The organism is Limosilactobacillus agrestis (assembly GCF_014145585.1).
GTDB classification, from domain to species: domain Bacteria; phylum Bacillota; class Bacilli; order Lactobacillales; family Lactobacillaceae; genus Limosilactobacillus; species Limosilactobacillus agrestis.
In genome coordinates this window covers 1-24,205 of the sequence record NZ_JACIVF010000058.1, presented here as the reverse complement: position 1 = coordinate 24,205, position 24,205 = coordinate 1, and the positions used below count along the sequence as shown (strand labels likewise).

General features: G+C 36.8%; 25 protein-coding genes and 4 pseudogenes. 5 read left to right on the top strand and 24 right to left on the bottom strand.

The features are described from left to right. Positions 1-218 precede the first annotated feature (218 nt). The 3 genes from H5R88_RS06225 to H5R88_RS06215 are packed head-to-tail and all read right to left on the bottom strand — an operon-like array spanning position 219 to position 2,787. The gene (locus H5R88_RS06225; RefSeq protein WP_182600541.1) at positions 219-764 is read right to left on the bottom strand and encodes a class I SAM-dependent methyltransferase; all 546 of its coding nucleotides are present in this window, start codon (positions 762-764) and stop codon (positions 219-221) included. 18 nt (positions 765-782) lie between these two features. Continuing rightward, entirely contained in the window at positions 783-1,451 is a 669-nt protein-coding gene (locus tag H5R88_RS06220) for a potassium channel family protein (protein ID WP_182578320.1), read from the bottom strand. Continuing rightward, positions 1,444-2,787 (bottom strand): TrkH family potassium uptake protein, encoded by a 1,344-nt coding sequence (locus H5R88_RS06215; protein WP_182600540.1) that lies wholly within the window; start codon positions 2,785-2,787, stop codon positions 1,444-1,446. The genes H5R88_RS06220 and H5R88_RS06215 overlap by 8 nt, the downstream gene beginning before the upstream one ends. 154 nt (positions 2,788-2,941) lie before the next feature. On the opposite strand from H5R88_RS06215, the pseudogene H5R88_RS06210 reads away from it, so the two are divergent. The 3 genes and pseudogenes from H5R88_RS06210 to H5R88_RS06200 form a co-directional block, all read left to right on the top strand. Further along, positions 2,942-3,147 (top strand): annotated as a pseudogene (locus tag H5R88_RS06210) (oleate hydratase); the annotation flags it as partial. Further along, a pseudogene (locus H5R88_RS06205) lies at positions 3,148-3,453 on the top strand (oleate hydratase); the annotation flags it as partial. Positions 3,454-3,558: 105 nt separating this feature from the next. Then, positions 3,559-4,320 (top strand): NADPH-dependent oxidoreductase, encoded by a 762-nt coding sequence (locus tag H5R88_RS06200; protein ID WP_182600539.1) that lies wholly within the window; start codon positions 3,559-3,561, stop codon positions 4,318-4,320. Positions 4,321-5,274: 954 nt separating this feature from the next. On the opposite strand, the gene H5R88_RS06195 is transcribed toward H5R88_RS06200, so the two are convergent. From H5R88_RS06195 to H5R88_RS06110, 18 genes and pseudogenes are all read right to left on the bottom strand, one after another. Next, positions 5,275-6,450: an ATP-binding protein gene (locus tag H5R88_RS06195; protein WP_220477588.1), complete on the bottom strand. Its 1,176-nt coding sequence runs from the start codon at positions 6,448-6,450 to the stop codon at positions 5,275-5,277. An 18-nt stretch (positions 6,451-6,468) separates the two neighbouring features. Then, positions 6,469-6,638: pseudogene (locus H5R88_RS06190) on the bottom strand (PhoU domain-containing protein); the annotation flags it as partial. A gap of 127 nt (positions 6,639-6,765) precedes the next feature. Next, a complete protein-coding gene (locus H5R88_RS06185) occupies positions 6,766-7,491 on the bottom strand; it encodes an energy-coupling factor ABC transporter ATP-binding protein (protein ID WP_182600538.1) in 726 nt (241 codons plus the stop codon). Next, positions 7,488-8,336 (bottom strand): energy-coupling factor transporter transmembrane component T, encoded by an 849-nt coding sequence (locus H5R88_RS06180; protein WP_182578317.1) that lies wholly within the window; start codon positions 8,334-8,336, stop codon positions 7,488-7,490. Before H5R88_RS06180 ends, H5R88_RS06185 begins: the two co-directional genes overlap by 4 nt. Beyond that, complete coding sequence (gene cbiM / locus H5R88_RS06175) at positions 8,305-9,318, bottom strand: cobalt transporter CbiM (protein WP_182600537.1); 1,014 nt, start codon at positions 9,316-9,318, stop codon at positions 8,305-8,307. The genes H5R88_RS06180 and cbiM overlap by 32 nt, the downstream gene beginning before the upstream one ends. Positions 9,319-9,345: 27 nt before the next feature. Then, the gene (locus H5R88_RS06170; RefSeq protein ID WP_182600536.1) at positions 9,346-9,756 is read right to left on the bottom strand and encodes a fluoride efflux transporter FluC; all 411 of its coding nucleotides are present in this window, start codon (positions 9,754-9,756) and stop codon (positions 9,346-9,348) included. A 15-nt stretch (positions 9,757-9,771) separates the two neighbouring features. Beyond that, entirely contained in the window at positions 9,772-10,152 is a 381-nt protein-coding gene (gene crcB / locus H5R88_RS06165) for a fluoride efflux transporter CrcB (RefSeq protein WP_182578314.1), read from the bottom strand. Between the two features lie 30 nt (positions 10,153-10,182). Beyond that, entirely contained in the window at positions 10,183-11,034 is an 852-nt protein-coding gene (locus H5R88_RS06160; protein ID WP_182578313.1) for an urease accessory protein UreD, read from the bottom strand. Next, positions 11,034-11,651 (bottom strand): urease accessory protein UreG, encoded by a 618-nt coding sequence (ureG, locus tag H5R88_RS06155; RefSeq protein ID WP_182578312.1) that lies wholly within the window; start codon positions 11,649-11,651, stop codon positions 11,034-11,036. The genes H5R88_RS06160 and ureG overlap by 1 nt, the downstream gene beginning before the upstream one ends. Before the next feature lie 27 nt (positions 11,652-11,678). Then, positions 11,679-12,389 carry an urease accessory protein UreF gene (locus H5R88_RS06150; protein WP_182578311.1) on the bottom strand — a complete coding sequence of 237 codons (711 nt, stop codon included), beginning with the start codon at positions 12,387-12,389 and terminating at the stop codon, positions 11,679-11,681. A 12-nt stretch (positions 12,390-12,401) separates the two neighbouring features. Next, on the bottom strand, positions 12,402-12,851 hold the full coding sequence (locus H5R88_RS06145) for an urease accessory protein UreE (protein ID WP_182578310.1): 450 nt from the start codon (positions 12,849-12,851) through the stop codon (positions 12,402-12,404). Positions 12,852-12,942: 91 nt separating this feature from the next. Further along, positions 12,943-14,664 (bottom strand): urease subunit alpha, encoded by a 1,722-nt coding sequence (gene ureC / locus H5R88_RS06140; protein ID WP_182600535.1) that lies wholly within the window; start codon positions 14,662-14,664, stop codon positions 12,943-12,945. Positions 14,665-14,681: 17 nt separating this feature from the next. Continuing rightward, the gene (locus H5R88_RS06135; RefSeq protein WP_182578308.1) at positions 14,682-15,044 is read right to left on the bottom strand and encodes an urease subunit beta; all 363 of its coding nucleotides are present in this window, start codon (positions 15,042-15,044) and stop codon (positions 14,682-14,684) included. Positions 15,045-15,074: 30 nt separating this feature from the next. Next, positions 15,075-15,377: an urease subunit gamma gene (locus H5R88_RS06130; RefSeq protein ID WP_182578307.1), complete on the bottom strand. Its 303-nt coding sequence runs from the start codon at positions 15,375-15,377 to the stop codon at positions 15,075-15,077. Between the two features lie 33 nt (positions 15,378-15,410). After that, positions 15,411-15,929: an AmiS/UreI family transporter gene (locus tag H5R88_RS06125; protein ID WP_182578306.1), complete on the bottom strand. Its 519-nt coding sequence runs from the start codon at positions 15,927-15,929 to the stop codon at positions 15,411-15,413. Positions 15,930-15,986: 57 nt separating this feature from the next. Beyond that, the gene (locus H5R88_RS06120) at positions 15,987-17,165 is read right to left on the bottom strand and encodes an ammonium transporter (RefSeq protein WP_231794781.1); all 1,179 of its coding nucleotides are present in this window, start codon (positions 17,163-17,165) and stop codon (positions 15,987-15,989) included. Between the two features lie 533 nt (positions 17,166-17,698). Further along, positions 17,699-18,094 carry a winged helix-turn-helix transcriptional regulator gene (locus H5R88_RS06115; protein ID WP_182600534.1) on the bottom strand — a complete coding sequence of 132 codons (396 nt, stop codon included), beginning with the start codon at positions 18,092-18,094 and terminating at the stop codon, positions 17,699-17,701. A gap of 134 nt (positions 18,095-18,228) precedes the next feature. Further along, on the bottom strand, positions 18,229-19,242 hold the full coding sequence (locus H5R88_RS06110; RefSeq protein ID WP_182600533.1) for a hypothetical protein: 1,014 nt from the start codon (positions 19,240-19,242) through the stop codon (positions 18,229-18,231). 112 nt (positions 19,243-19,354) lie between these two features. Between H5R88_RS06110 and H5R88_RS06105 the strand changes: the two genes are divergently transcribed. Continuing rightward, the gene (locus H5R88_RS06105) at positions 19,355-19,885 is read left to right on the top strand and encodes a GNAT family N-acetyltransferase (protein WP_182578302.1); all 531 of its coding nucleotides are present in this window, start codon (positions 19,355-19,357) and stop codon (positions 19,883-19,885) included. A 51-nt stretch (positions 19,886-19,936) separates the two neighbouring features. On the opposite strand, the gene H5R88_RS06100 is transcribed toward H5R88_RS06105, so the two are convergent. Beyond that, the gene (locus H5R88_RS06100; RefSeq protein WP_182600532.1) at positions 19,937-20,971 is read right to left on the bottom strand and encodes an LCP family protein; all 1,035 of its coding nucleotides are present in this window, start codon (positions 20,969-20,971) and stop codon (positions 19,937-19,939) included. Between the two features lie 116 nt (positions 20,972-21,087). On the opposite strand from H5R88_RS06100, the gene H5R88_RS06095 reads away from it, so the two are divergent. Further along, the gene (locus tag H5R88_RS06095; RefSeq protein ID WP_182600531.1) at positions 21,088-21,954 is read left to right on the top strand and encodes a LysR family transcriptional regulator; all 867 of its coding nucleotides are present in this window, start codon (positions 21,088-21,090) and stop codon (positions 21,952-21,954) included. Positions 21,955-22,228: 274 nt separating this feature from the next. On the opposite strand, the pseudogene H5R88_RS06090 reads toward H5R88_RS06095, so the two are convergent. Together H5R88_RS06090 and efp are read right to left on the bottom strand one after the other, a co-directional pair. Next, positions 22,229-23,271 (bottom strand): annotated as a pseudogene (locus H5R88_RS06090) (hypothetical protein). Positions 23,272-23,334: 63 nt separating this feature from the next. Continuing rightward, positions 23,335-23,892, bottom strand: a complete 558-nt coding sequence (gene efp, locus H5R88_RS06085) for an elongation factor P (protein WP_182578298.1) — start codon at positions 23,890-23,892, stop codon at positions 23,335-23,337. Between the last annotated feature and the right edge of the window lie 313 nt (positions 23,893-24,205).

The window sequence follows — 24,205 nt, the reverse complement described above, 5'->3', positions numbered from 1 at the left end:
TCAATTGGTATCTCTGAATCCATTCTGCGATACGTCGCCCACTAATTTGATATTTCTTACTTAAATCATTAGTACTTTGTGAAGTCGAAAGGTATTCTTGAACAATTTGGGTTTTCAGTTCTGTTTTATATTTGGTCATATAAAAAAGTGCCTCACAATCATTAGATTTCTTGTCTAACAATTGTAGGGCACTTCAGTTTAACCCTGCTTCTTTATTTTTAGTTTCGTCGCGCAATCATCACACGCTGTCCACCTATTTGTTTAACTTTAATATCATTAAACCGATAATATTCCAGTAGTTGACGATAACGTTGCACAGTAGTAGCAGTAATCACTAGGGTTCCCTTAAAATCGAGGACCCTTATCGCCTCTTGTAAAACACGTCCTTGCGTAATTGCTGGTTTCACCTGTTGTAAATTACTAATCAGAACATAGTCAAACTGATGATCAGTGAAAGGCAAATTAGTATTATCAGTCAACTCTACTTTCGCCCGATCAGCTACTACCTCTTCTTTTATCAGTTCCTTTACTTGCTGTGCCTGCTTTTCATTTTTAACTATCCCCATAATTTTCCCGGGAACAGTCAATTGCTTGGCAAGGTTAATAAATACTTTCCCATTACCAACGCTCATATCAAGGATTTGAACATCCTCACGTATCGATAAATCAGCACTTATCTTTTTCCAGGCCTGTTGCCTTTGCCATATCCACCATCCAACAACACCAGCAACTATAACGATTACGATCCCAATCACAATTATCAATTCTATTCACCCATTAATTTAACTAACAATATCATTTAACTTTCGAATATCCTTTAATTGCCCAACAACCGTAATCTTATCATGAGGTTGGATAACATCATTAGCTTGCGGCATCTGATTCACTTCATCATTCTTACTTACGATGATGATGACATTCACATTATAACGATTACGAAAATCTAATTCATCCAATGTTTTATTGAAGAACTTCGGATTATTGATATTTACTTCCGCTAAGGTTATTTCCTTACTTAAGGTTACATAATCAATCACGCTAGGATTTAATTGCTGGAAAACAAGCCGTTTAGCTAAATCATGTTCCGGCCGCACAACCATGTCTGCTCCTACCCGTTCTAGAACTCGTGCATGATTAACATTTTCTGCTCGACAAATTACATCAGGGGCTCCCAATTCTTTAGCAATTAATGTTGCCATAATGCTTGCTTCAACATTTTTTCCAATTGAAATATAAACATGGTCAAAACTCCCGATGTCAAGGTCGCGCAGGGCATCCTCATCTTGTGCGTCCGCGATTACCGCCCGCATAACTGACCCAGCAAATTCATTGACTACTTCTTCACTAGAATCAATTGCCAATACTTCTTGCCCAGCTTGAACCAAGGCTTCACATATTGAAGCCCCAAATTGTCCAATTCCAATGACAGCATAGCTTTCTTTTTTAGCCAATTAACACACTCTCCTCTGGATAACGATAATTCCTTGCTGCTGTACTTGCATTTAAGATTGAGAACATTACAGTATAAATTCCTACCCGGCCAACAAACATTAAAAACATAATAATAAATTGACCTAATAAATTAAGGTGAGTTGTAATCCCCAATGATATTCCAGTTGTCCCAAAGGCTGCCACCGCCTCAAAGGTAACATACGCTAACGAATTATATTTTGGCAAATTCTGCGTTTCTACAAGAATTAAAATTGATATAAGTAGAATAAATAAAGCAACAAATAATAAGGTCAACGCCCGATAAATATTATCTTGGGTGAAGCGCCGATGGGCAAAAGTCGTATCCCGTTGACCACGCAAGGTTGCAAAGCTCTGAATAGTCAATAGACCAATTGTCGTTGTTTTTACACCACCGGCAGTTGACCCTGGCGTTCCACCAATAAACATCAAAATAACAGTAAACGCAAGACCGGCAGCACTTAAATCAGTATAAGGAAAAGTGATTAAGCCGGCAGTTCGTGGAGTAATTGCCATAAAAATGGTATTGAGAATACGGTTGGATACACTTAATTTATCACTTAATTGTGCTAAATTTTTCTCAGTAATAAAGTAAACAATCACTGAAACAACGAATAACACTGCCCCAGTGCGTAACGCCAACTGAGTATGCAAGGATAGCCGGTGATATTTAGGATAATTAAGGATGTCTTTCCATACTAAAAAGCCAAGTGATCCGGCAATAATCAAAACAGCGAGCACGCATAACATATAAGGGTCATTAGCATAATTTGCCATACTATTATCAAATAAGTCAAAGCCGGCATTACAAAAGGCTGAAATTGAGTGAAAAATACTAAACCATATTCCCTTCCCCAGTCCATAACGGGGATAAAAATCAAAAAACAAAAATACTCCCCCTGCTAATTGAATAAGTAATGACAGGCGAATAATAAGGTAGACCACGTTCAATTGGGATAAGTGGTCAAGATTAAGTGCTTCTTGGGTTAGCAGCCTTGTCGACATCCTCATTCGTTGTCGAACCAAAAGTGACATCATAACCGCGAATGTCATAAAGCCCAACCCGCCTATTTCCATCAAAATTGCAATTACAATCTGACCAAATAATGTCCAATGATGGGCCGTACTAACGAGGGTTAACCCTGTTACACAGGTTGCACTCGTTGACGTGAAAAAAGCAGTCATAAAATTTATCGTTTCTCCTGGTCGTATTGCAAACGGCAAGGAGAGTAAAATTGTTCCCATAAAAATAACAATTAAGAACCCAAAAGTAAGAATTTTGGGAAATGTATATTTATGTCTATTTATTTCAATCACTTTTATTCCTCCTTGTATTAATATTACTCAACTAATTATAAGCGTTTTTGTTAAATTCTAAACCATTATTTTATTTCCCGGGAAATCATCTTGAGAAAGCGCTACAATATAACTGTGGATTACCAGATTGCTTTTCCGGAAACGAGACCTTTATATGTACTATTCTAATGGAAATTATGAAGCTTTTGCTCATCCCCGTAAACCGGCGGGAGTCAATAAGAAATACGCTTATATTGTTGGAACCGGGTTAGCAGGTATTTCTACCGCTGTCTTCTTAATTCGTGATGCCCAAATGTCAGGTGAAAACATCCATATTTTTTTGAAGAGTTACCAATTACTGGTGGTTCCTTAGATGGACAGGATCGTCTCGATGTTGTTCCTGAGGGGTCAGCTAACCTGGCTTTCATTGATAACTTTGCCGAATTCCCAACCCGAGATACCGTCTTTACAACTGAATATTCAGTTCGGACTTGCAATGGAAGCCGTTTATAGTCTCCTTAACGTTGATCGTGGTGTACCATAAGTCTTTAATTCGATCTATGATATCCGGGAATTAATGCGGGGGTAATGTACTATATAAACGATAAAAAGCCACTTGAGGAAATAGACTTACCAATTCCAAAGATTGTTGAAAAACCACTACTTAAGAAAATTAAGAAGAATTGAATTGGCGAATTAATGGAAGAACAACATTTGCTTTAAAAAATGTGGGAGTGGGACGTAAGGTAGCACTGTCCTGCTCCCTTCAATTAATATGAAGGAGTCCTTTTTATGATCAATGAAACTATTAAGCACCAATTAAATCATCGTTCAATTCGTGCATTTAAACCAACAAAACTTTCAGAAGAACAACTAAATACTCTTTACTCTGTTGCAAGCCATACGCCAACTAGCATGTTTATGCAGCAAATGTCAATTATGCATATTACTGATCCAACGAAACGAGCAGCAATTAGGGAAATCAGTAAGCAACCATATGTCGGCGCAAATGGTGATCTTTTAATTTTCTTAGTCGACCTTTACCGTAACCAACAAATTCGGCAACAAAAAGGTAAAGACGATGGTCGTTTACATACTGCAGATATTTTCTTTCAAGGCCTCGATGATGCAATTATGGCCGCACAAAACGTGATTACTGCTGCTGAGAGCATGAACCTCGGCGTCGTTCCCCTTGGTTCGATTAAAAATGACCCACAAAAAATCATTGAGGTTCTTAATCTTCCTAAAATGACTTTTCCTGTTTTAGGTTTACAAATTGGCGTACCTGATCAAGAACCTCAACTAAAGCCCCGCTTGCCATTGAAACTCATCGCCTTTAATAATGATTACCCTCAAGAGATCAAGCTCAGCGACTTAAACGGTTATGATCAAGAAGTTACTACCTATTATGACCTTCGCAATGCTAACCGGCGAATTGATTCATTTACCGACCAGATTGCGGGAGCTAAACTCGACCGTCATGATACTAAACGTGATGAAATTATGAAGGTCTTGCATCAACAGGGACTTTGTACTGATGAAGGAATCGATTAGCTTATCCTTTAATAATTAAGCCATAAAAAAAAGCCTGATTTAACTGTACTGGAAATCAGGCTCTAACTTAGTAAACTTAATCATGAAACAATTAATGTTGTTGATGTTAATTGGATAAAGGGATGCATTGTTTCAATGAAAAGTCTTTCTAATATCTAACTAAAAATAAACAAGTGGATTTCTTGTTCGTAAGTATTATATCACAATTTTGTGAAAATATTAACTATCATTTTAGGGATGTCAGTATTTTTCTTGATAGACACTCATTTATCTATTATTTATCCAATCCACAAGTAGTGATTACAATCACAATATCACATATTTTCTAACTTGAAGCCAAAACTAATAAATTAACGTCCTTATCTCAAAATTCTCTTTTATATTTTATATACAATATAGTTATTTTTATCTAATAATTTTCGTTAAATCCCATCTATTGTATTATAATTTTAGAAAATAAATATTTTTATGCAATTAGTGTTGAAAAAAAAAAAAAAAAACGCTAATATAAAGGTGATAAATAAATTTTAATAAATTCATTTAAAAGAAATGTATTTATTATTCTTGATCACACCCTATTTGGTCAGCTATAATGATTTTACAGCTATTCAACAGCTCCTATTCTCATTATATTTTATTTATCAAACTTTAAAGAAAGGAGCAGATGTTTTACTTTGTTAGTTAAGCTTAGGGATATCATTTGAGTTGTTTAATTTACTTTATAGCTACTTTTCTTCCTTTATCAAATTGATTAAATCGCTTGTAATCATATCGCTAATACTTCTAACCGAGTAATTCTCTTTTAGCGTTTCTCATTATCCTTAGAAACGCTGTTGTTTGATCCAAAAATAGAATATTCATTAATACACAATTACAAAGCAATCTCTATATTTAAGCTTTCTAATCAAAAAGCAATCTCACCGTCACCTTTGACTTTGAGATTGCTTTTTATTTTCACAGCCAGCTGGGAAGGGCGACTTTTACTGGCATCTCCTGATTTAATAGCTTTAAATATGCATTACCAACGGGAAGATGTTTGATTTTGATCGTCTCATTTGCAAAATTTCCAAGGCAATTTATTTCATTATCATCAACTAAGCGATGAATAAACACATTACTAAACTGAGATCGTAGCCGAGCAGGTAAATCGAGTGGTGACTGGGTGGTTAAGATTACTTTTAAAAATAATTTTCGACCCTCACGTAAAACTTGAAAAATCCCATTATCAGCCAATTGCTCTTCGTTTTGTGGTAAATAGCGGTGAGCTTCATCAATCACAATGTTAACGGGAAGCTCTTGGTGTGCCCGTAATCTTAGTTTTAAGATCTTCTTCATTAAAAATGAAATTAAAGCTCGCTGACTCTCTTCGTAATCTTTTAATACCGAAAGATCAATCACCAATGTTCGGTGGGTACTTCGATGGCTTAAAAACATCTTTAAGATAAAATTAAGTTCGGTTTTAAATGTCCCCGGGTGTCTACGGGTATCAAAGATTGTTGTAAACATGACACTTTCTATCCGTTCTCGAATAGTCGTAAGGAGCCCCCAATTACGATTAATCGCTAAACGATCATATTGTTGCCCTAATAACTGATAATTAGCCCGGTCATCTGGATAAGGAACAACAAATTCTTCAATTAATTGGTTAAATAGTTGAGAAATATCATAATCAGTCGCCCACGTTCCTAACTGTTCAAGAGCATGCTGATAGTCAGTTGTTTTTCTCCCACAATTTTTATATGGGCTATTTTGTTTAACCAGATTGTACTGAATACGAAGAGCGTTAATCGCCTGTTCTAATTTATTTTGGAGCCCAGGGGTAAGTTTTAACCGTAAAACCTCTTGTAACTCATCTGCAGATAAGGTGCCCGGCTCGAGGTAAGCATTATTTCCTAATTGATAACTAATCACATTTGGCAGCTGAGCATACTCACCGGTCGGATCAAGCACAATGGTTGTTTGATTAAGCTGTTGCAGGCGGTTTAACAATGAAAGCGTCGTAGTTGTCTTCCCACTACCTGTCTGCCCAACCACCAACAAGTGCTGAGCGATGAGTTCGTTTAAGACTGCTGCTCTTTTCGCTGGACTAATCTTCTCATCAAATCTAAACGTTGCTTGTTCCTTGCTCAACTTTAATTACCTCTTTTATCACTGATTTCCTGTTAATTTTCGCCGGACTAACTTGGGTCCGCTTTTCCTGGATTTAATTCTACTAGCTTTCCTAACCCACTGTAAATAATCCATTCTGCTAAATTAACAATATGGTCCCCTGACCGCTCTAAATTCCGAATAACTGCTAAATAACTTTCATAGGCCTTGTCAACTGTATAAGCAACCTGCTCATAGTACCGGAATTTGGCTATAAATTTGTTTAAAATTAAAAATGAGCGCCAAATGTTATTAACTAACGTCGGCGTTCATTTTTATTACAAACATCTTTTAGTTTTATAAATTATCTAAGTAATCAATAAAACGTGGCATTTTTTCCAATTGATCTGCGGTTATTTCTCGAGTAATAGTATGATCTTCAGAAAAAACATAAACTCGGTCTACCAATGATCTAATCTGATTGAAATGGTGGCTCGAAATTATAATTGTTTTTCCTGCCTGATGAAGTTGATTAACAATCTGGGTTATCAACGTCCGATACTTTGGCGATAAACCATTAAACGGTTCATCCAGAATTATAATATCAGGATTCATTGCCAGAACACTCGCAATTGCAACAAGCTTTTGTTCTCCACCAGAAAGATGATAGGGAACACGATCACGTAACCGTTCAATTTTTAGAAGCTTCAAACAATCATCTACTCGTTGATCAATTTCATGCTGTGAAAGCCCTAAATGTTGCGGACCAAAGGTAATCTCATTCGTCACACTAGTATTAAATAATTGAATGTCACTATTTTGAAAAACAAAGCCAAATTTCTGATAAAATGGACCAGTTTTAGTTGAATCCTTCAAAAACTTCTTGTCGATAACCTGATCATTGAATGTATATTTACCATTCTCCAAACTAAATAGCCCAACAATTGTTTTTAACAGCGTTGACTTTCCAGACCCGTTTGGACCCATGATACAGACCGCATCTCCACGATTAACATTGATATTTACATCATGAAAACCCGTTTGTGTACCATAAGTATAAGCTCCGTTAGCTATTTTAATCATGCAACCACCCCTTGTATTAGGCAGTATGTAACAATTGCGAATAGCAATTCTCCCATACTAATAGTATCATACTTATTCCAACTGATTCTCCAACTTGCAACGTTATTACTATTATATCCCCGTAATAGCATTGCTTGATAAAGATCACTGGTTCGTTTTTTCGCCGATAGATAAACTTGTCCGATAATTACACCTAAAACCCGACGATTTACGTGTTGCCCAAACGTTCGTAACTTAATACTACTTAATAACTCCTGAATATAAACACCTAATGTATAAACATACTTCATTGTAATATCAAGAGTTAGAATCATTACATTTGGTAAATGTAGTTGTTTCAATCCTTGAATAAATTGTGGCCAAGAAGTAATACTTAAGAATATTGAAATATTTAACATAATTAGTGCAATTCGCGCTAAAAACAAACCAATATTATTCGCTTGTAACAATAAACTTGGTAAAAGTACAACTAGTGAAATAAGCAATAATTTACAAAGCTTTTTACTAATTGTAAGTATTACTGACCCGGGCAAAATAAGCAGATGAACTAACATAAGAATGAGCATTAGCCATAAAAACATAACTTGTGATGATAATACGATTAAAATCGTCAACCCAATCAGTTCAATAATTCGAACCCACGGCGAATTTTTAGCAGAATAAACTGGCGTAATCCGTGTAAGAAAAGCAACTAATCCGGCAAACTTACTCAAGTTATCCTGAACCAACCGCCCTTTTGTTAGGGGAACTTGATGCCGTTCAGAATTCATTAACCAGACAGGTAATTTTTGAGTCGACTTATCTTGGGGATAATTATTTATTTGGTGTTTTGTTTGTTGAATCATAAACTGTTACCAGTACTTTGCTTATTAAAAAGAAAATTAAAATTGCTGTAATTGCACTCAAAATATAACCAATTGGCAAATTCGTTCCAGGAACGGTATAGTCACCAAATAAGGCCGTATAGTTAAAACCATGATTTATCCCGGCCGGAACAGAATTTGATATATGTTCTACTTTCAATCGCTGTAATAATTCAGTCTTGTCCCATTCACCAAAGGCTGTTCCACTAGCAAGCAAACCAATTGGTGAAAGAACAACTAAACCAATGATGACATATACCAGATACTTAATTGAGCCTTTTTTAGAATTCTCTTGCTGACTATTCTTATAAATTTCATCAGGTGCAACCTTTTTGACAAAAGTATAGACAACATAAGTAAAGAATGCTTCAATCCATCCGGCTACTGCTAGATGCGCAAAAGCCATCGCTGGAATTGTTACTGCCAACGGATATGGATTATACAATGGTGTCCCATTAGCTGTATGCGCGATTAATGGTTGAATACCTAATTCAAAACCTGCCATCAACGCTGCAAGATTAATTCCACAATATGAACCAATAATTGTACCTAAATTTGCATGATGATGTTTACGCAAAAAGTTATAAATCCAATAACCAGTAAACGGCATGATAATTGCCATATTAAAAATATTAGCACCTAACGCGAGAATACCGCCATCCCCAAAGAGAAAAGCCTGTAAGATGAGCGCGACGGCAACTGCAATACAAGCAGCATACGGCCCGATTAAAATTGCAAGTAGCGTACCTCCAACTGCATGTGCACTCGTCCCACCAGGTACTGGAACGTTAAACATCATCATCAAGAAAGATAATGAAGCCGCAATTCCTAGCATCGGTGCAAGTTCTCGGTGTTCTTCTAATTGTACTTTTACTTTTTTGGCAGAAACTGCCACCACTGGCGCAGCAACTGCAAACATCACTGCACAAGTTGCCGGACTCAAATAATTATCTGGAATATGCACTAATCCCACTCCTTTAAACGATCCTCATTACTTTAACAATTCTTTACCATAATCCTTACCCATCACAAGGTAAATTCCTAGATATACAGCAAACAACCCTAAAAGCATGTTTGCAAAAATATAAATAATTCCTACCCAAATATAACTGCCAATAAATAAAGCAGTTATTCCTTGAGCAAATGATGAAAAGGTTGTTAATCCGCCACAAAAGCCTGTTGTAACAAACTTATTCCACTTTTCAGAAACAAGTTTTTTCAATACCCACGCTGTAAATAAACCAATAATGAAACAACCTAGGGTATTAACAACTAATACTGCCAACGGATCAGCAAATGGTGAAGTAATCCATAAACCTGCAATTAATTCACTCGCATACCGCAATGCTCCACCAAAGAAACAGCCAAGTCCAACAATGAATAATTTAATTCCATTTGTCATCTTGATTTCTCCCTTCTACAACCATGAATGTAGCCATAAACCAGCATAAACACAGCAAATACAAGCAATAACGCTGCCGACCCAGTAGGTCCAAGCCATTAACTTACGTCCGTATTTAAAGTATTTCAAGGTTTCAAGAGAAAATGTTGAAAAGGTTGTTAAGCCACCACAAAAACCAGTAGCTAATAAAACATTCATTGTATTACGCAATTCATCACTTGTCGCCATTCCGACAAAAATCCCAATTAATAAAGAACCAATTAGATTAGCCATAATGGTTCCCCACCGGTAGTGTTCAAAATCAGTGTTTAATTCGTCAGAAAGGAGACTTCGTAAGCCACCACCAAAAAAGGCGCCAACCCCAGCGGCAATTAAGTCTGTGATTATTCCGTACATAATTTTACCTTCAATCTATTCAATTCAAAATTAAACCCGTTCTCGTTCAAGATGATCACTCTTACGAAGATCCAAAGCAGGATAATTAAGAATCTTTTCACGATAATAACTAATAAATTCCCACATCAATTTATGGTTTTCAAAAGAGCTTTCGCTTAGTAATCTCAATACCAAACCATCTTTCTCAAGAAGAGATATTCCATAGTGAACATCGGTTTCTACTTGATCAAGATAATCACGAAGTTCTTCAACTGTTTTTTGGGTAATATTTTCATCAATAATTACTACAGAATTAAAGTTTTGTTTACCTTCAAAATAACCAATTTCCTGCATTGGATCACTCTCAGGGTCTACCAACATATGATCGTTATAAACTAACTGACCATCATAATTAATAGTTGTTTTTAAACCAATTGTTCCATATTGGAATGGTTTCTGGTCAGGTGACCATCCACTTGATAAACCATCAGTAAAAATTAATTTAGCACCCTTTTTCATATTAACCGTTGTTGCTTGACGGAAATAGGATCCCTTATAAGGAATAACCTCATCTTGATAAAATTCCAAAACAGCATTTTCGCCTAACTGGAATTCATTTTCCTGATGAGTAACTTCTTTATGGGGACAAACGTAAATATACGTAGGTGATTGAGTGGTCAAAATTGCGTGCGCATTATCATCTACCTTGATTTGTTCACGATAGGTTTCTCCCGCAACATATCCACCACCAGTAGTGATCAGAAAATAGTATGGTACTTCGCCAGTGGTAGGAATTCTAAAAGAAATCCAAGAGTTTCCCTTTCGCCATGTTTTTTTAGCATAACTATAATTGCCACGGGCGGCAAATTCCATATCTATTAAGCCGTCGTATTTTTCTTTCATTATTTCAGATCCTCAAGTAATACATCTTTCTTTAACCAATCAACAACACCATCGAGGCCAATATCCTTTTTTAAATTAGTGAAAAGGAAGTTATTATCAGCACGGAATTTTTCTGAATCCTTTTTCATCCGGTCAAGATCAGCACCAACGTATTGAGCTAAATCGGTTTTATTAATAATAAAGAGGTCCGATTTAATCATTCCCTGACCAGCTTTTCGTGGAATCTTTTCCCCTTCAGCCACATCAATAATGTAGATTGAGAAATCGACTAATTCAGGACTAAATGTAGCTGCCAAGTTGTCTCCACCACTTTCGATAAAGATAAGGTCGAGATCATTATTAAAGCGCTTTTCTAATTCATCAACCGCTGCCATATTCATTGAGGCATCTTCACGAATAGCTGTGTGAGGACAACCACCAGTTTCAACCCCAATAATCCGATCTTCATCAAGAACCGAATTTTTAGCCATGTACTCGGCATCCCACTTAGTATAAATATCATTAGTTATGACTGCTATATTATAATCATTGTGGATACGCCGCGTAAGCCGTTCAATCAATTGAGTCTTTCCTGAACCAACAGGGCCACCAACACCAATTCGTACTGCACGTTTCATAATTTTTATACTTCCCTTCTAAAATCATCAAGACATAAATAATCGTGATTCTTGTGTTTCATGATTAATCTGCGCCATCTCTAATCCTGGAGCATTAGCACCAAGATAAGATGCATCAAGTTTCATAACCCGTTTATATAATACCTTCAATAATTTAATTAAATCATTTAAGATAACCTGTCCTTCACGCTGTCCAAGTGGAATGGCCCGAACCGCATTAAGAACTAATGTTGAGGCAACGCTATATCCATACATTAAAAAGGCATCCATTAATGGTATTCCTTTATAATGGGCAAATATTGAAAAAACAATTGCTGGATTACCATAAGCCTTACCATCGTCAATAGCTTGTGCGTACTCGGCTAAATGAGGAACCTTGTTACCATAAATTTTTTGAATTAAAACGATCATTTGGTGAGCAATTAATTTCGTCCCATTTCGAGTTTCAGTGGCCAACGTTGACTTGGTCATCTGGTCATCATATTCAATTAATTTATCAAAATTATGTTTATTGATTGCCTCATAGCATAATTTAACAAGAAGCCCTTCCCCGAATCTAAACTGTGAACGATAGTAATTTTCAAGCCAAATGCGGAATTCTGGAGCCTTTTTGATCACATTATTTCGAAGATAATTTTCCATTCCGAATGAGTGATTAAAAGTACCAATTGGGAAGGTAGAATCACAAATTTGGAAAACTTCAAGATAATTGAGTTTCTTGGTTAATTCCTTGTCCATCTTTATCCCTACTTACTTTGTTAAATCAAGGTATTCTAGCGGTTGGTCTAGTTGAACCTTCTTCAATTCATAATTAATGTCATGCTTATCAAGCATCTTAACAACAACCTTATCCAATAACAGGGAAATTTTGCCATCCTTAATTTGTACTGGCTTATGTAAGTTACCAAGGAAATGAGCAACAAGTCCCATTTCATTAATATCCCGAGGTGTTATTTCAATCATTTCATCTGCAATAACGCTCAAAACAAGAAGCTTCTTATCGTCGAGCTTGAATGCCGTTCCATTTTCCAAAATTGAATTTTCATCTTCAAGACGAATTCCATATTCATTCCCATGGTCAGACTTAACCCGTAGAATATTCTTCATTAAGTCATCACTCTTTACCATAGCGGTTTCGATGTGGTAGCTACCAATATTAGGAATGTCGTCAACATTTCGATAAACTTTAGTTAAAATCATTCTAAAACTCCCTCTTCAAAAATAGGGAGTAGAACAGGAAAAACAATTAATTCCTGCTCCACACCCAACAGTAAACTCTATTTAAACAATATTAATAGAAGTAATAACGCTGTGTTAACGGTAGTGATGGTACAGGGTCACAAGTAATCAACTCACCATCAATCGTAACGTCATATGTTTGTGGATTAATTTGGATTGTACTTGGGCAGTAAGTATTTAACTTCATATCTGCCTTAGTTAAGTTCCGTGTATTGTGTACAGGAAGGACAATCTTATCAAGCCCTAATTTTTCTTTAATATTATGGTCATATGCATATTGAGAAACAAATGTGATGTTGGTTGAGCCAACTGCCTTACCACGTGCACCATAAAGGTCACGTTCCATAACTGGTTCAGGAGTTGGTAAACTAGAACTTGCATCACCCATAATACCGTAAGCAATCATACCGTTCTTCAAAACCATCTCAGGTTTAGTTCCAAAGTACTTTGGATTCCAAATAGTAAGGTCAGCATATTTACCCGGTTCAATTGAACCAATGTAATCAGAAAGACCATTCATAATTGCCGGGTTAATTGTATACTTAGCAACATAACGCTTGATCCGATTGTTATCATCATACTTTGAATCACCATCAAGTGGTCCACGCATCTTCTTCATCTTGCTTGCTAGTTGCCAACTACGCATTACAACTTCACCAACACGACCCATGGCCATAGCATCAGAAGTCATAACACTCAAAGCACCCATATCTTGCAAAACATCTTCCGCAGCGATAGTTTGCTTCCGAATCCGTGATTCAGCAAAAGCAACATCTTCTGGAATCTTTGGATTAAGGTTGTGACAAACCATTGTCATGTAGAACAATTCATTTAAACTGTTTACAGTATATGGGTTAGTTGGGTCAGTTGAGGATGGTAAAACATTCTTTTGACCACAGACAACCATAATGTCAGGAGCGTGTCCACCACCAGCACCTTCTGTATGGAAGGTGTGAACAGTTTGACCCCCGAAGGCATTAATGGTATTTTCAACGAACCCACCTTCATTAAGTGAGTCAGTGTGAACAGCAAATTGAACATCATACTTGTTAGCAGCTGCAATTGAATTTTCAATTCCGGCAGCCGTAGCACCCCAGTCTTCGTGAGTCTTAATTGCAGCGGCACCAGCTTCAATTTGTTCACCAATTAATTCTGGACGATCACCAGAACCCTTAGCCATAAGACCAAAGTTAAGAGGTTCGTGATCAATGGCTTGTAACATCCGGTGCATATGCCAAGCACCAGGAGTAGCAGTAGCTGAACGTGAACCGTTAGCTGGACCAGTACCACCACCAAACATTGTGGTGATCCCATTATCCAAGGCGGCGTGAGTCAAAAATGGTGAAAGATAGTGAACGTGAAGATCAATTCCACCAGCAGTGACAATCATTCCTTCACCAGAAATAGCTTCCGTACTTGCCCCAACGATAAAGTCAACATTATCCATGACATCAGGGTTTCCACCTTTACCAATAGCAAGGATTTTACCATCACGAATACCAATATCCGCCTTGTAAATACCAGTCCAGTCAATAATAATTGCATCTGAAATAATTGTATCAGCCACTTTAGGGTTATTTTCACGTGTTTCAGTGGCACTAACACCCATTCCATCACGTAAAACTTTTCCTCCACCAAAGAGACTTTCTTGACCATGAACTGTTAAGTCTTTTTCAATCTTTGCAAATAATTCTGTATCGCCAAGGCGAACACTATCACCAGTAGTTGGTCCATAGAATGAAGCAAACTGCTTGTGATCCATATCAAAACTCATACTTTTACCTCCTTGCCTTAATCATTGTCATGAATTGGATAGCCAGTGTATGTATCGGCTTTCTTATCGATATCTAACCAGCCATCAACTTTATTGTTAAAGCCAAATACACGACGCTTACCACCATAATCAATTAACTTCACTTCACGACTTTCGCCAGGTTCAAAACGTACGGAAGTTCCAGCAGGTAAATCAAGGTGTTTGCCCCATGCCCGCGCACGGTCAAATTGTAATCCTTCTTCATTTGCTTCATAGAAATGGAATTCAGAACCAACTTGAACTGGACGGTCACCAACATTGGTTACTTTAATTGTAATATCATCATAACCAACATTATATGGGACTTTATCTGGTTGTAATTTATATTCTCCAGGTACCATTTTACATCCTCCTTTAAAAATTCAATGTAATTAACGAATAGGATCAGTAACAGTAATCAGCTTAGTGCCATCTGGGAAAGTAGCTTCAACTTGGATCATAGGAATCATTTCAGGAACACCATCCATAACATCATCCTTAGTTAACCAAGTAGCACCCTCGTTCATCAAATCCTCAACTGTCTTACCATCACGTGCCCCTTCCATTAATCTACTTGAGATTAAGGCAACCGCTTCTGGTTCATTTAACTTATCGCCCCGGTCCTTTCGCTTTTCAGCGATCATTCCGGCTAAGCTAATAATCATTTTTTCACGTTCACGTTCAGTGAGCCTCATGTGTATCCTTCCTTTCTCTAGATAAACAGGCTTTTAATTAGGCCAGCAGTTTAAGAGCATTAAGAATCCTGGAATCCACGCTGTACAGATTCCCTCAATAATTCCTAAGTACCCAGGAAACTTACCAAGATTCATCTTAAGGTTGTTAGTCAAGAATCCAGTTAACCAAAGGATTCCCCAGGCCCACCAGATAATTCCATATATCCAGTTTCCACCATAATTTTGGAAACAAAGAATTCCTGCTGGAATAGAGTTAATCGCAACAAATAAGCTATACCATCCATAAAGACGTTGGTCAAAATTACAAACAGTGTTAAAAGCTACATATAGATAAGTAAAAGCGAAAAGTAATCCAGTGGCACTAGCAAAGAACCAACTTGCCGGCTTATCATTAATAATTCCCCACGACAGTGCAACGATGTTAAGAATTAAACTTAATCCACCGGTAAAGAAATTCATAACCACTATTGATTTATCCTTTATGCCTTCAACAGCATAAAAACCATTACTCATTAGTACCATGCCGACATAAAGCAATATACAACCTAACAAAGTATTTTCGCCTCCTTTCACTACAAAATCACTAGACTAAGACAATTTGTAAAAATATTAGTCAATATCGTATGTTGTTTCATTAAGTAAGGTTTGATCAAGACCTTCTTGAATGATCTTATCTGAAGGGCGAATATTAGTAATTGCGCCTAAAATCTTAAGTAAGATAAAGGTAATTGCAAACGAATATGCAGCAACTAAAATAACACCACCAGCTTGAATCAAGAATTGATGACCACTTGCACCAATGCCGTTAACTGTACGATCAGCTAAGATTCCAATCAAGATTGTTCCAGTGAAGCCACCAATACCGTGAACTCCCCAAACACCAAGAGCATCATCCCAACCAATCTTTTCTTGCAAACTAACTGCAATATTACAAATAATTCCAGCAGCTAAACCTACTAATACGGCACTGGCTGGATTAATGTAACCAGCACAAGGAGTAATCGTTGCTAAACCTGCCACCGAACCGGTAAGGACATCAATAAAATCAAACTTACCGCGAACAAACTTGGCATACAAAATCCAAACGATCATACCGCTAGCTAAACCAATAATTGTATTCGTAAATGCCTTGGTAGCTAAAGCACCAGCCCGTAAAGCACCACCAGAATTAAATCCAAACCAACCAAACCAAAGAAGGCCAGTTCCGATTGCAGCAGCCATTAAATTACTTGGCTTCATTCCTGCTTGCTTTAATTTTCGTTTTCCTAAAACGATAATACTTGCTAAAGCCGCAAAACCAGCAGTTGTATGAATTACGGTTCCACCGGCAAAGTCAACAAATCCCCATTTAGCTAAGAATCCGTTACCCCAAACCCAGTGACAAACTGGAATATAAACAAGATACGTCCAGAAAATCAATAAAAGAATGTATCCTTTCATGTTCAAACGTTCTGCAAATGCTCCACTAATTAACGGAACAGTAATTACACAAAACATTAATTGGAATAAGAAAAAGAGTGCAAAAGGAATCGATGCCGCATGAACAGAATTAGGTACTAATCCGACATGGACAAGAGCAAAGTAATCAGAAATCCGTCCAATTACGCCTCCCTCGTCTTTTCCAAACGCAAGACCAAAGCCCCCATAAATCCAAATTAAGGTAACAATACCCATTGAAATGAATGATTGCATCATAATGTATAGAACGCTTCGCTTACGTGCTAAACCACCATAAAAGAATGCCAGACCAGGTGTCATTAAACAGACCATTGCTGTACAAAGCATCATAAAGGCGGTATCACCACTATTGATATGCAAATCTGTTTCCTCCTTTTGTTAATAATTGACTCTATTAATGAAGGATAAATTATGAACAATAAGCACTCCTAATGTTCATTAAACCCTTTTCATTAATGTTCATTTTTATAATACTCTTTATATTAATTATTACAAGAAATATGGTTTTTATTTTCATAAAAATATTGTATAAAAGCTAATGGGTGATTAATTAATTATGATCTACTAACAACTTGAGGGAGCCTTGTGCATTAATAGCCCTTTCAAGCTTTATGAATTAATAAATTGAAGACTCATAACGGCTAAGAAATAATAATATATTAAATAAAAAGGGATTGTGACATAAGTCAGGTTCCTTTCACAAAAGACAAATAGCACAGTATAACAATAGGCCTCCAACGCTCGGTAAAACCAAACATTGGAGGCCTATTGTTGCTTGCGGAGGCTCTGACTTTTATCCCGCTCCCGCTTTTTCTTAGTATTTATATTATTAATATCAAAAAGTCACTAGCTTATTTTGCAAATTAAAGATAATGATCAATTACATGACAATATTTTAATAGTTCTTTTTGTTCCATTGATGAATCAGGCAAGACAACTTGATCACTATCTTCCCAATTATTTATATCCATTTGTTGACGTCCCCATACACCTAGAGAGGTTACTAGGCGTGCTAATTCTTCTCCACCAGTAGTTAGGACAAAACGTTCCGATTCTTGGATTGGACTAATTATATATTTTTCTTGTAAATCTCTAATTATCGTTATCAATCGATTATTAGAGATCCCTGATAATAATTCTTGAAGGTCTCTCAAATTTAAGGGCTTAATGCCTAACCAAAAAAGAACTTTTGGACAATCATTTTCGTGTAAAAAGTTTAAGGTATAGGTAATTCCCTGACTAGTCTCTTGATTCATCATTAGCTCCACCTCATACAATATTCTATCTTACTATGTGATAAATTATAGCATGGATAGATAGGGCTTTCAAAAGATAAATCCCCTTTTACTTATCATTTTATCAAACACCAGGGCTAAATTGTCTTTTTTTATTATTAAACATCAATCGACCTCATTAAAAGACTTTTTGCTTCTTTTATTCCGAAAAAATGCGAATCAACATCTTTCATCTCATGAGCAATCATAACCTGCTTTGCCTGTTCACATTGAATTGCTGTCGCAGGTAGTTCTTGACATACTTGAACATAGAAAGATAATTGACGTAGTTTAATCCTTAACTGACGTCGGGCCTTCGTTAGGGTTAAACCTAATATTTGTTTATAGTTGTGAATAAAGAAACGGGTTTTTCGCCGTTGTAAAGCATAATTAACCGAATTACTTTTAACCCGATGAAGATCTTGTGGAGATAATAAACACTGACGCAAAATGTAATTAAATATTGTAATTTGTTGATCAATTTGGCGCCAATCATCGGCGATACCTTGACGTAACTGATTAATCTCCCTTTTAGTAAGATGGGACGCATGACCATCATTTATTGTGATATATAAACTATATAATTGTTCATAATCCCGTTGATGAAGAGGCAAGTCAACCTGATTAAATAAATTGCAGCGCTTGTAAAGAATTAATCCTTCACGATTCTTAAAGCCTTGATGGTCAACTACCACTTGAAATATTTTCCGTGGGAAACGCTGTCCATTGCGGTATGCTAATAAAATACTATCCATGTAAAGATTAATTTCATTAATTCCTGCTTGAATTTCGTGAGTAACCTTGGCTGGAATACTTGCATGTTGCTGAAAATGAGAAATCCCCAGAAAGAGGTGGCGCCCCGTTGTCCGTGAACGTAAAACAAATTGATTTTTTAATCGTCGACCACAATCACAGTAAAGATTTTCTCCAATATGGTCATGGGTCCGTTGATACCACGGATCAATTGTTACCCCCTGGAATTCCCAATCAGTTTCAGAAAGATAATGGCGGGTATGAAAGCGTGAGAGAATAGCATAGCGGGTAAATTCACTTAAAGCAGCAAGTTGGGCACTTGTTAACTGTTGTAAAATTGTAATTCGTTGCTGGTAAGTCAATGCAATAATTTTTGTCATTTATTCATTCCTCTCCAAATATATCCTTACTATATCAGAACAAATGTTTGACTTCAAATTGTCTATTATTAGATTTTCTGGTAAAATATTTGTTCATAAGGAGTGATATTATTTGGATTTAGACATACAACCCGTGAGGTTGAGTTTAAAAGAATATAAAAAAGTTAAACAATTGTATATACGCGCATTTCCGAAATATGAGCGAGAACCGTGGACGTGGCTGCTCATTAAGAGTAAGTATCAACGCGCTGATTTTATGGCCTTCTATGATCAAGAACAGTTTGTTGGATTTGCTTACGTTATTCACAGTCACGGTATGCATTATATTTTGTACCTCGCCGTTAATGATCAAATCCGTTCTCAAGGATATGGGACACGGATTATTAATGAGCTTCGTAGCCTTTACCCTGAGGATTCACTGGCCCTTGACGTTGAGCAGCCTAATCCCCAGGCAGCAAATAACCAGCAACGGTTACGACGACTTAAGTTTTATCGGCGCAATGGCTTTTTCCCCACACCAAAACTTTTCAAAGAGGAAAAAGTCACTTTCCAAGTGTTAGCAACAAACCAAAAAATCAACCAACGAAAGATTGATAAGGCCTTTGAGTGGTTCTCGTGGCCGCTTGGTTGGCTGATTCAATAAAAAATATTAAAAATGAGTGGAAAATACTGATGTTGTTTCTCCACTCATTTTTTATTTTCCGCTCCCTGGTTGGTTGTAAAGAGCATGGTTGGGTAATTCAAAGTTAAGATTTTCATACCCATCCCACTTTGTTTGAAGATCAACCATTCGGGTTTGATCATTTTCAATCGAATTCTTAGGTGTTAGTCCCAGAGATTTCCTTATTACTTTTGAGACACGATTAATTTCATGAGAAGTGGCAATTTGAAATGAAGTGCCCTCAATTATAGCATCCTTACCTCTGAACTGTTCCCGCCGAACATTATTGAGGGCCACGTGATAATTAAGGTAAAGGCTAGCAATATCATTAATTGGAGCATCCGTCCGTACGCCGTCCCTAACAGCAGTCATAATTTTATTGGCTGCTGAAATAGAACCATTACGTTTAAAAGATTTAGCGGTTGATTCAATAATCTGTTGGCCTCGGCGCTGCCGTCCATAGTCATTATCTGGGTCATCGTACCGCATTCGCGAATACTTTAAGGCCGTTTTGCCGTCAAGGTGTTGCCATCCCTTTTTAAAATGATGTCCTTCATAGGTAAATGCAAAAGGATTATTAACTTCCACACCACCAACTGCGTCTACCACCTTTTCTAATGTTCCCATGTTCATCAAAGCATAATAATCAACCGGAACGTCTAATAACTCCGAAACCTGTTTTTTTGCCTCAGTTGCTCCACCGATAGCATACGCAGCATTAAGTTTAACATAATCCGCACCTTTACTAGTATTTATCTTGACAAGGGTATCGCGTGGAATTGCTACAATTGTCGTTGATTTTTTTACTGGATTAACTGTTAATAACTCAATTGTATCAGTATTGCCGGCATAACTAGTACCACGACCAAGCGCACCAACATCTGTTCCCATTATTAAAATACTAAACGGCTTATCATCTTGTATTTTTCGACTTCTATTTTCACTCGATTCAGTCATTATTGCAGTAGTAGTTGAGCGCCAACTCCGAATCCCATAGGTAATCCCTAGAACAATAAAGAAGCTGATTGCTAATAATAAAAGCAGTAACCATCGATTTATTTTTTTCATATGTTATCCCCTAGTTATAAACTTATTTATTATTGTATTTCACTCATTGCGATTAATAAAATACCGATTTATAATATCTGAAATACAAAAATTAGATATCAATAGGAGACAATAAGATGAACTTAAAACAGCTTCGTTACTTTCTAACTGTTGCTCAGGAACGTCAACTTACTTCAGCTGCCAAATTACTATACATCGCTCAACCTCCACTTTCTTATCAAATGAAGCAACTAGAGAAAGAACTGGGAACAAAGCTTTTTATTCGTGAATCACATGGAATTACCCTTACTGAATCAGGAAAAATCTTCCAACGCTATGCGCAACAAGTTGTTAATCTCACGAATGAAACTACTGAAGAACTAGGTAAGGAACAGAATGGAATGCGCGGAATTATTCGAATGGGTCTTATTTCATCAGCAGGCAATATCGTCCCCAATCAGGAAATGCTCAACTTTACTAAGTTTTATCCTGATATAAAGTTTCAAATATATGAAGATAACACGATTAATTTAATTGACAAACTTCAAAATGGGCTAGTTGATCTTGCTGTTGTACGAACACCATTTAATATGCAAGATTTGGCTAAGGTTAATATCGTGACCGATAAAATGGCTGCGGTGTATAATCCCAATTATTATTCGTTTGAGTCAAACGAGCTTAAGTTACCTGACCTTATGAAACAACCACTCATTCTCTATCGACGGTTTGAAACAATTTTTAATAATAGTTTTGCTCAGCAAGGAATTTATCCCTATTACGCGGTAAAATGTGACGATGCTCGAACTTCTATTCTATGGGCGGATCGGGGAATGGGAATTGCCCTTGTGCCCTATTCAATCGCTAAAGAGTACACTCAACAGCAAATAAAGATTCTGGATTATTCACAATGGCAAACCAAAATCCAATTAGTTTGGCGAAAAAATTACCAGATTAAACCTATTACCCAACGTTTTATTGATACTTTTACTAATCACTTAACTTAATTATCTGTAATAAACCTATAACTTATATGGTAATTTCTTTAGAATTTTCTCTCTTGAAAAAAGAAGAAAACTAAATAATTGTTTATCAAAAGGGGTTATGACATCAGTTGAGTTCCTTTCACAAAAGACAAATAGTGCAGTACAACAATGGCCTCCAACGCGCGGTAAAACCGAACATTAGAGGCCTATTATTGCTTGTGGGGGCTCCCAGAGACTAGCTTCGCGTCGAAAAAACGAAGTCACAAGGAACTTCTGTCTCACTTACTTTTTCTTTTTATTGGTAATTAAGGTCGTCAAACTTTTTATCAGCATTTTGTTGCGCCATATCCTTTGATTGGTAGTAGATACCTTCAACCCAATTTCCAGCGCCTCCACCAACAACTAAGACTTTTACTTGCTTCCCATTAACAGTTTCGGTTTTAACGGCATATGAGTCACCATCGCCAGCACTTTGGGTCCAACCGCGGACATTTAACCAACGTTCGCCATCAATATTTAGATAGCTCACTTTTCCCCAATTCTTAGTAGCATTTTGAACATCTTCGTTAGTATAGTTATCTTCATCTTCACCAAAGTGTGAATCCTGTTTGTAAAGCTGGATAGTTCCGCTATTGTCGCCATCACTATATGTGTAAGAATGAGGTTCAAAAGTTATAGTTGAATCGGCATCATTATCTGCCGAATACCATGTTCCCTGCATTTCACTTGGAACATCGATAGTACCAACACGGCCATACTTATGATCATTACCAGAATGATTAGTACTTGATGAGGAATTGCTATCACCACTGCGCTGGTCAACTACCTGCGCCTTAGCAGCTAAGTCTTTAACGAGCTTCCCTGACCTTCTTGATTAACATAATTGGCCATTTCTGACTTTGAGATTGTGGCGAGTTTGGTACTCTTTTGATTTTCCTTGACATTTTGGTAAATGTTTACATCATCATTATTTACAGTGTAAACCAAGCCCTGCGACTTTCCACCAGCAGTCACATCGTAAGCTACTCCTTGCCCTCCATCACTCAATTGGTATTTAGAACTTGGGTATAGATTTACCTGTAATCCCTCTTTTTGCGCTTCTTTAGCCATGGTAGCCCAATTTCCACCATAACGAAGGCCGCAATACGTACTAATCAAACTGACAGCTTCTTGGGGGCTCATATTATCACTATTAACTTTCACATTACTTTTAGCCACTAATAAACTACTGCTTGATGCAGATGAAGAATTAGTCGCTTTATTGTCAACTTGATTTCCACAACCAGCTAACAATAAGCCCATCCCCGTAACCATTAAAAATCCTATTTTCTTATTCATATTATTTTCTCCCATAAAAAATGCTCCCTGTGATATACAAGGAGCATTTTGATTACATACTAACTAAGCCCGTGACTTGTAGCTACCATCAGTAGTGTTGATAATTAACTTGTCACCGTTCTTGATAAATGCAGGAACATTAACAACTAAACCAGTTTCCATCGTAGCAGGCTTACCACCACCATCGATAGTAGCCCCCTTAATCATTGGTTCAGTTTCAGCAACAGTCAATTCAACAGTGGTTGGTAATTCAACCCCAATGATGTCGCCGTTAACAAAGTTTAAGATAACCTTCATGTTTTCAACAAGGTAGTTCTTGTCGTCACCAAGCAAGTCATGACCTAAGCTGTATTGTTCGTAGCTTTCAAGGTCCATAAATACAGCTGAGTCACCTTCATCATAAAGGTATTGAGCAGAACGCTTGTCAACGTTAACTTGTTCAACCTTTTCAGATGGGCGCATAGTAGTGTGGACAATTGAACCTGAACGAAGGTCTTGGATGTCCATTTGCATTAAAGTGTTACCCTTACCAGGCTTGTGGTGGTTGATTTGAAGAACCTTTAATAACTTACCGTCACGTTCAAAAACCATACCTTTTTTCAAATCAATTGTTTGAATCATAGTCTAAAAACTCCTTCATATAAAACTGAACTCTTTTACCGATTAATAGCGCTTTGCTTTAAGCGGGCCTTAATCATTGGCTTCGTTCCGTGCCGTTAATCATAGATAGTTACCATCTATAATTTACATTCACTGTCTATTGTATCACATTCCCTAACCACAACAATAGCAGTTGTTAGTATGTTTTATCAATCAAAAAACTGTCTGCCTATCACACAAATGACGTGTACCCTTAAAGTTGGAACCTGTATGTTCTTGCTTTAAAATTGAATAAATATTTTTCTAGGCAACTAGATTCTGCTCATATTGAAGT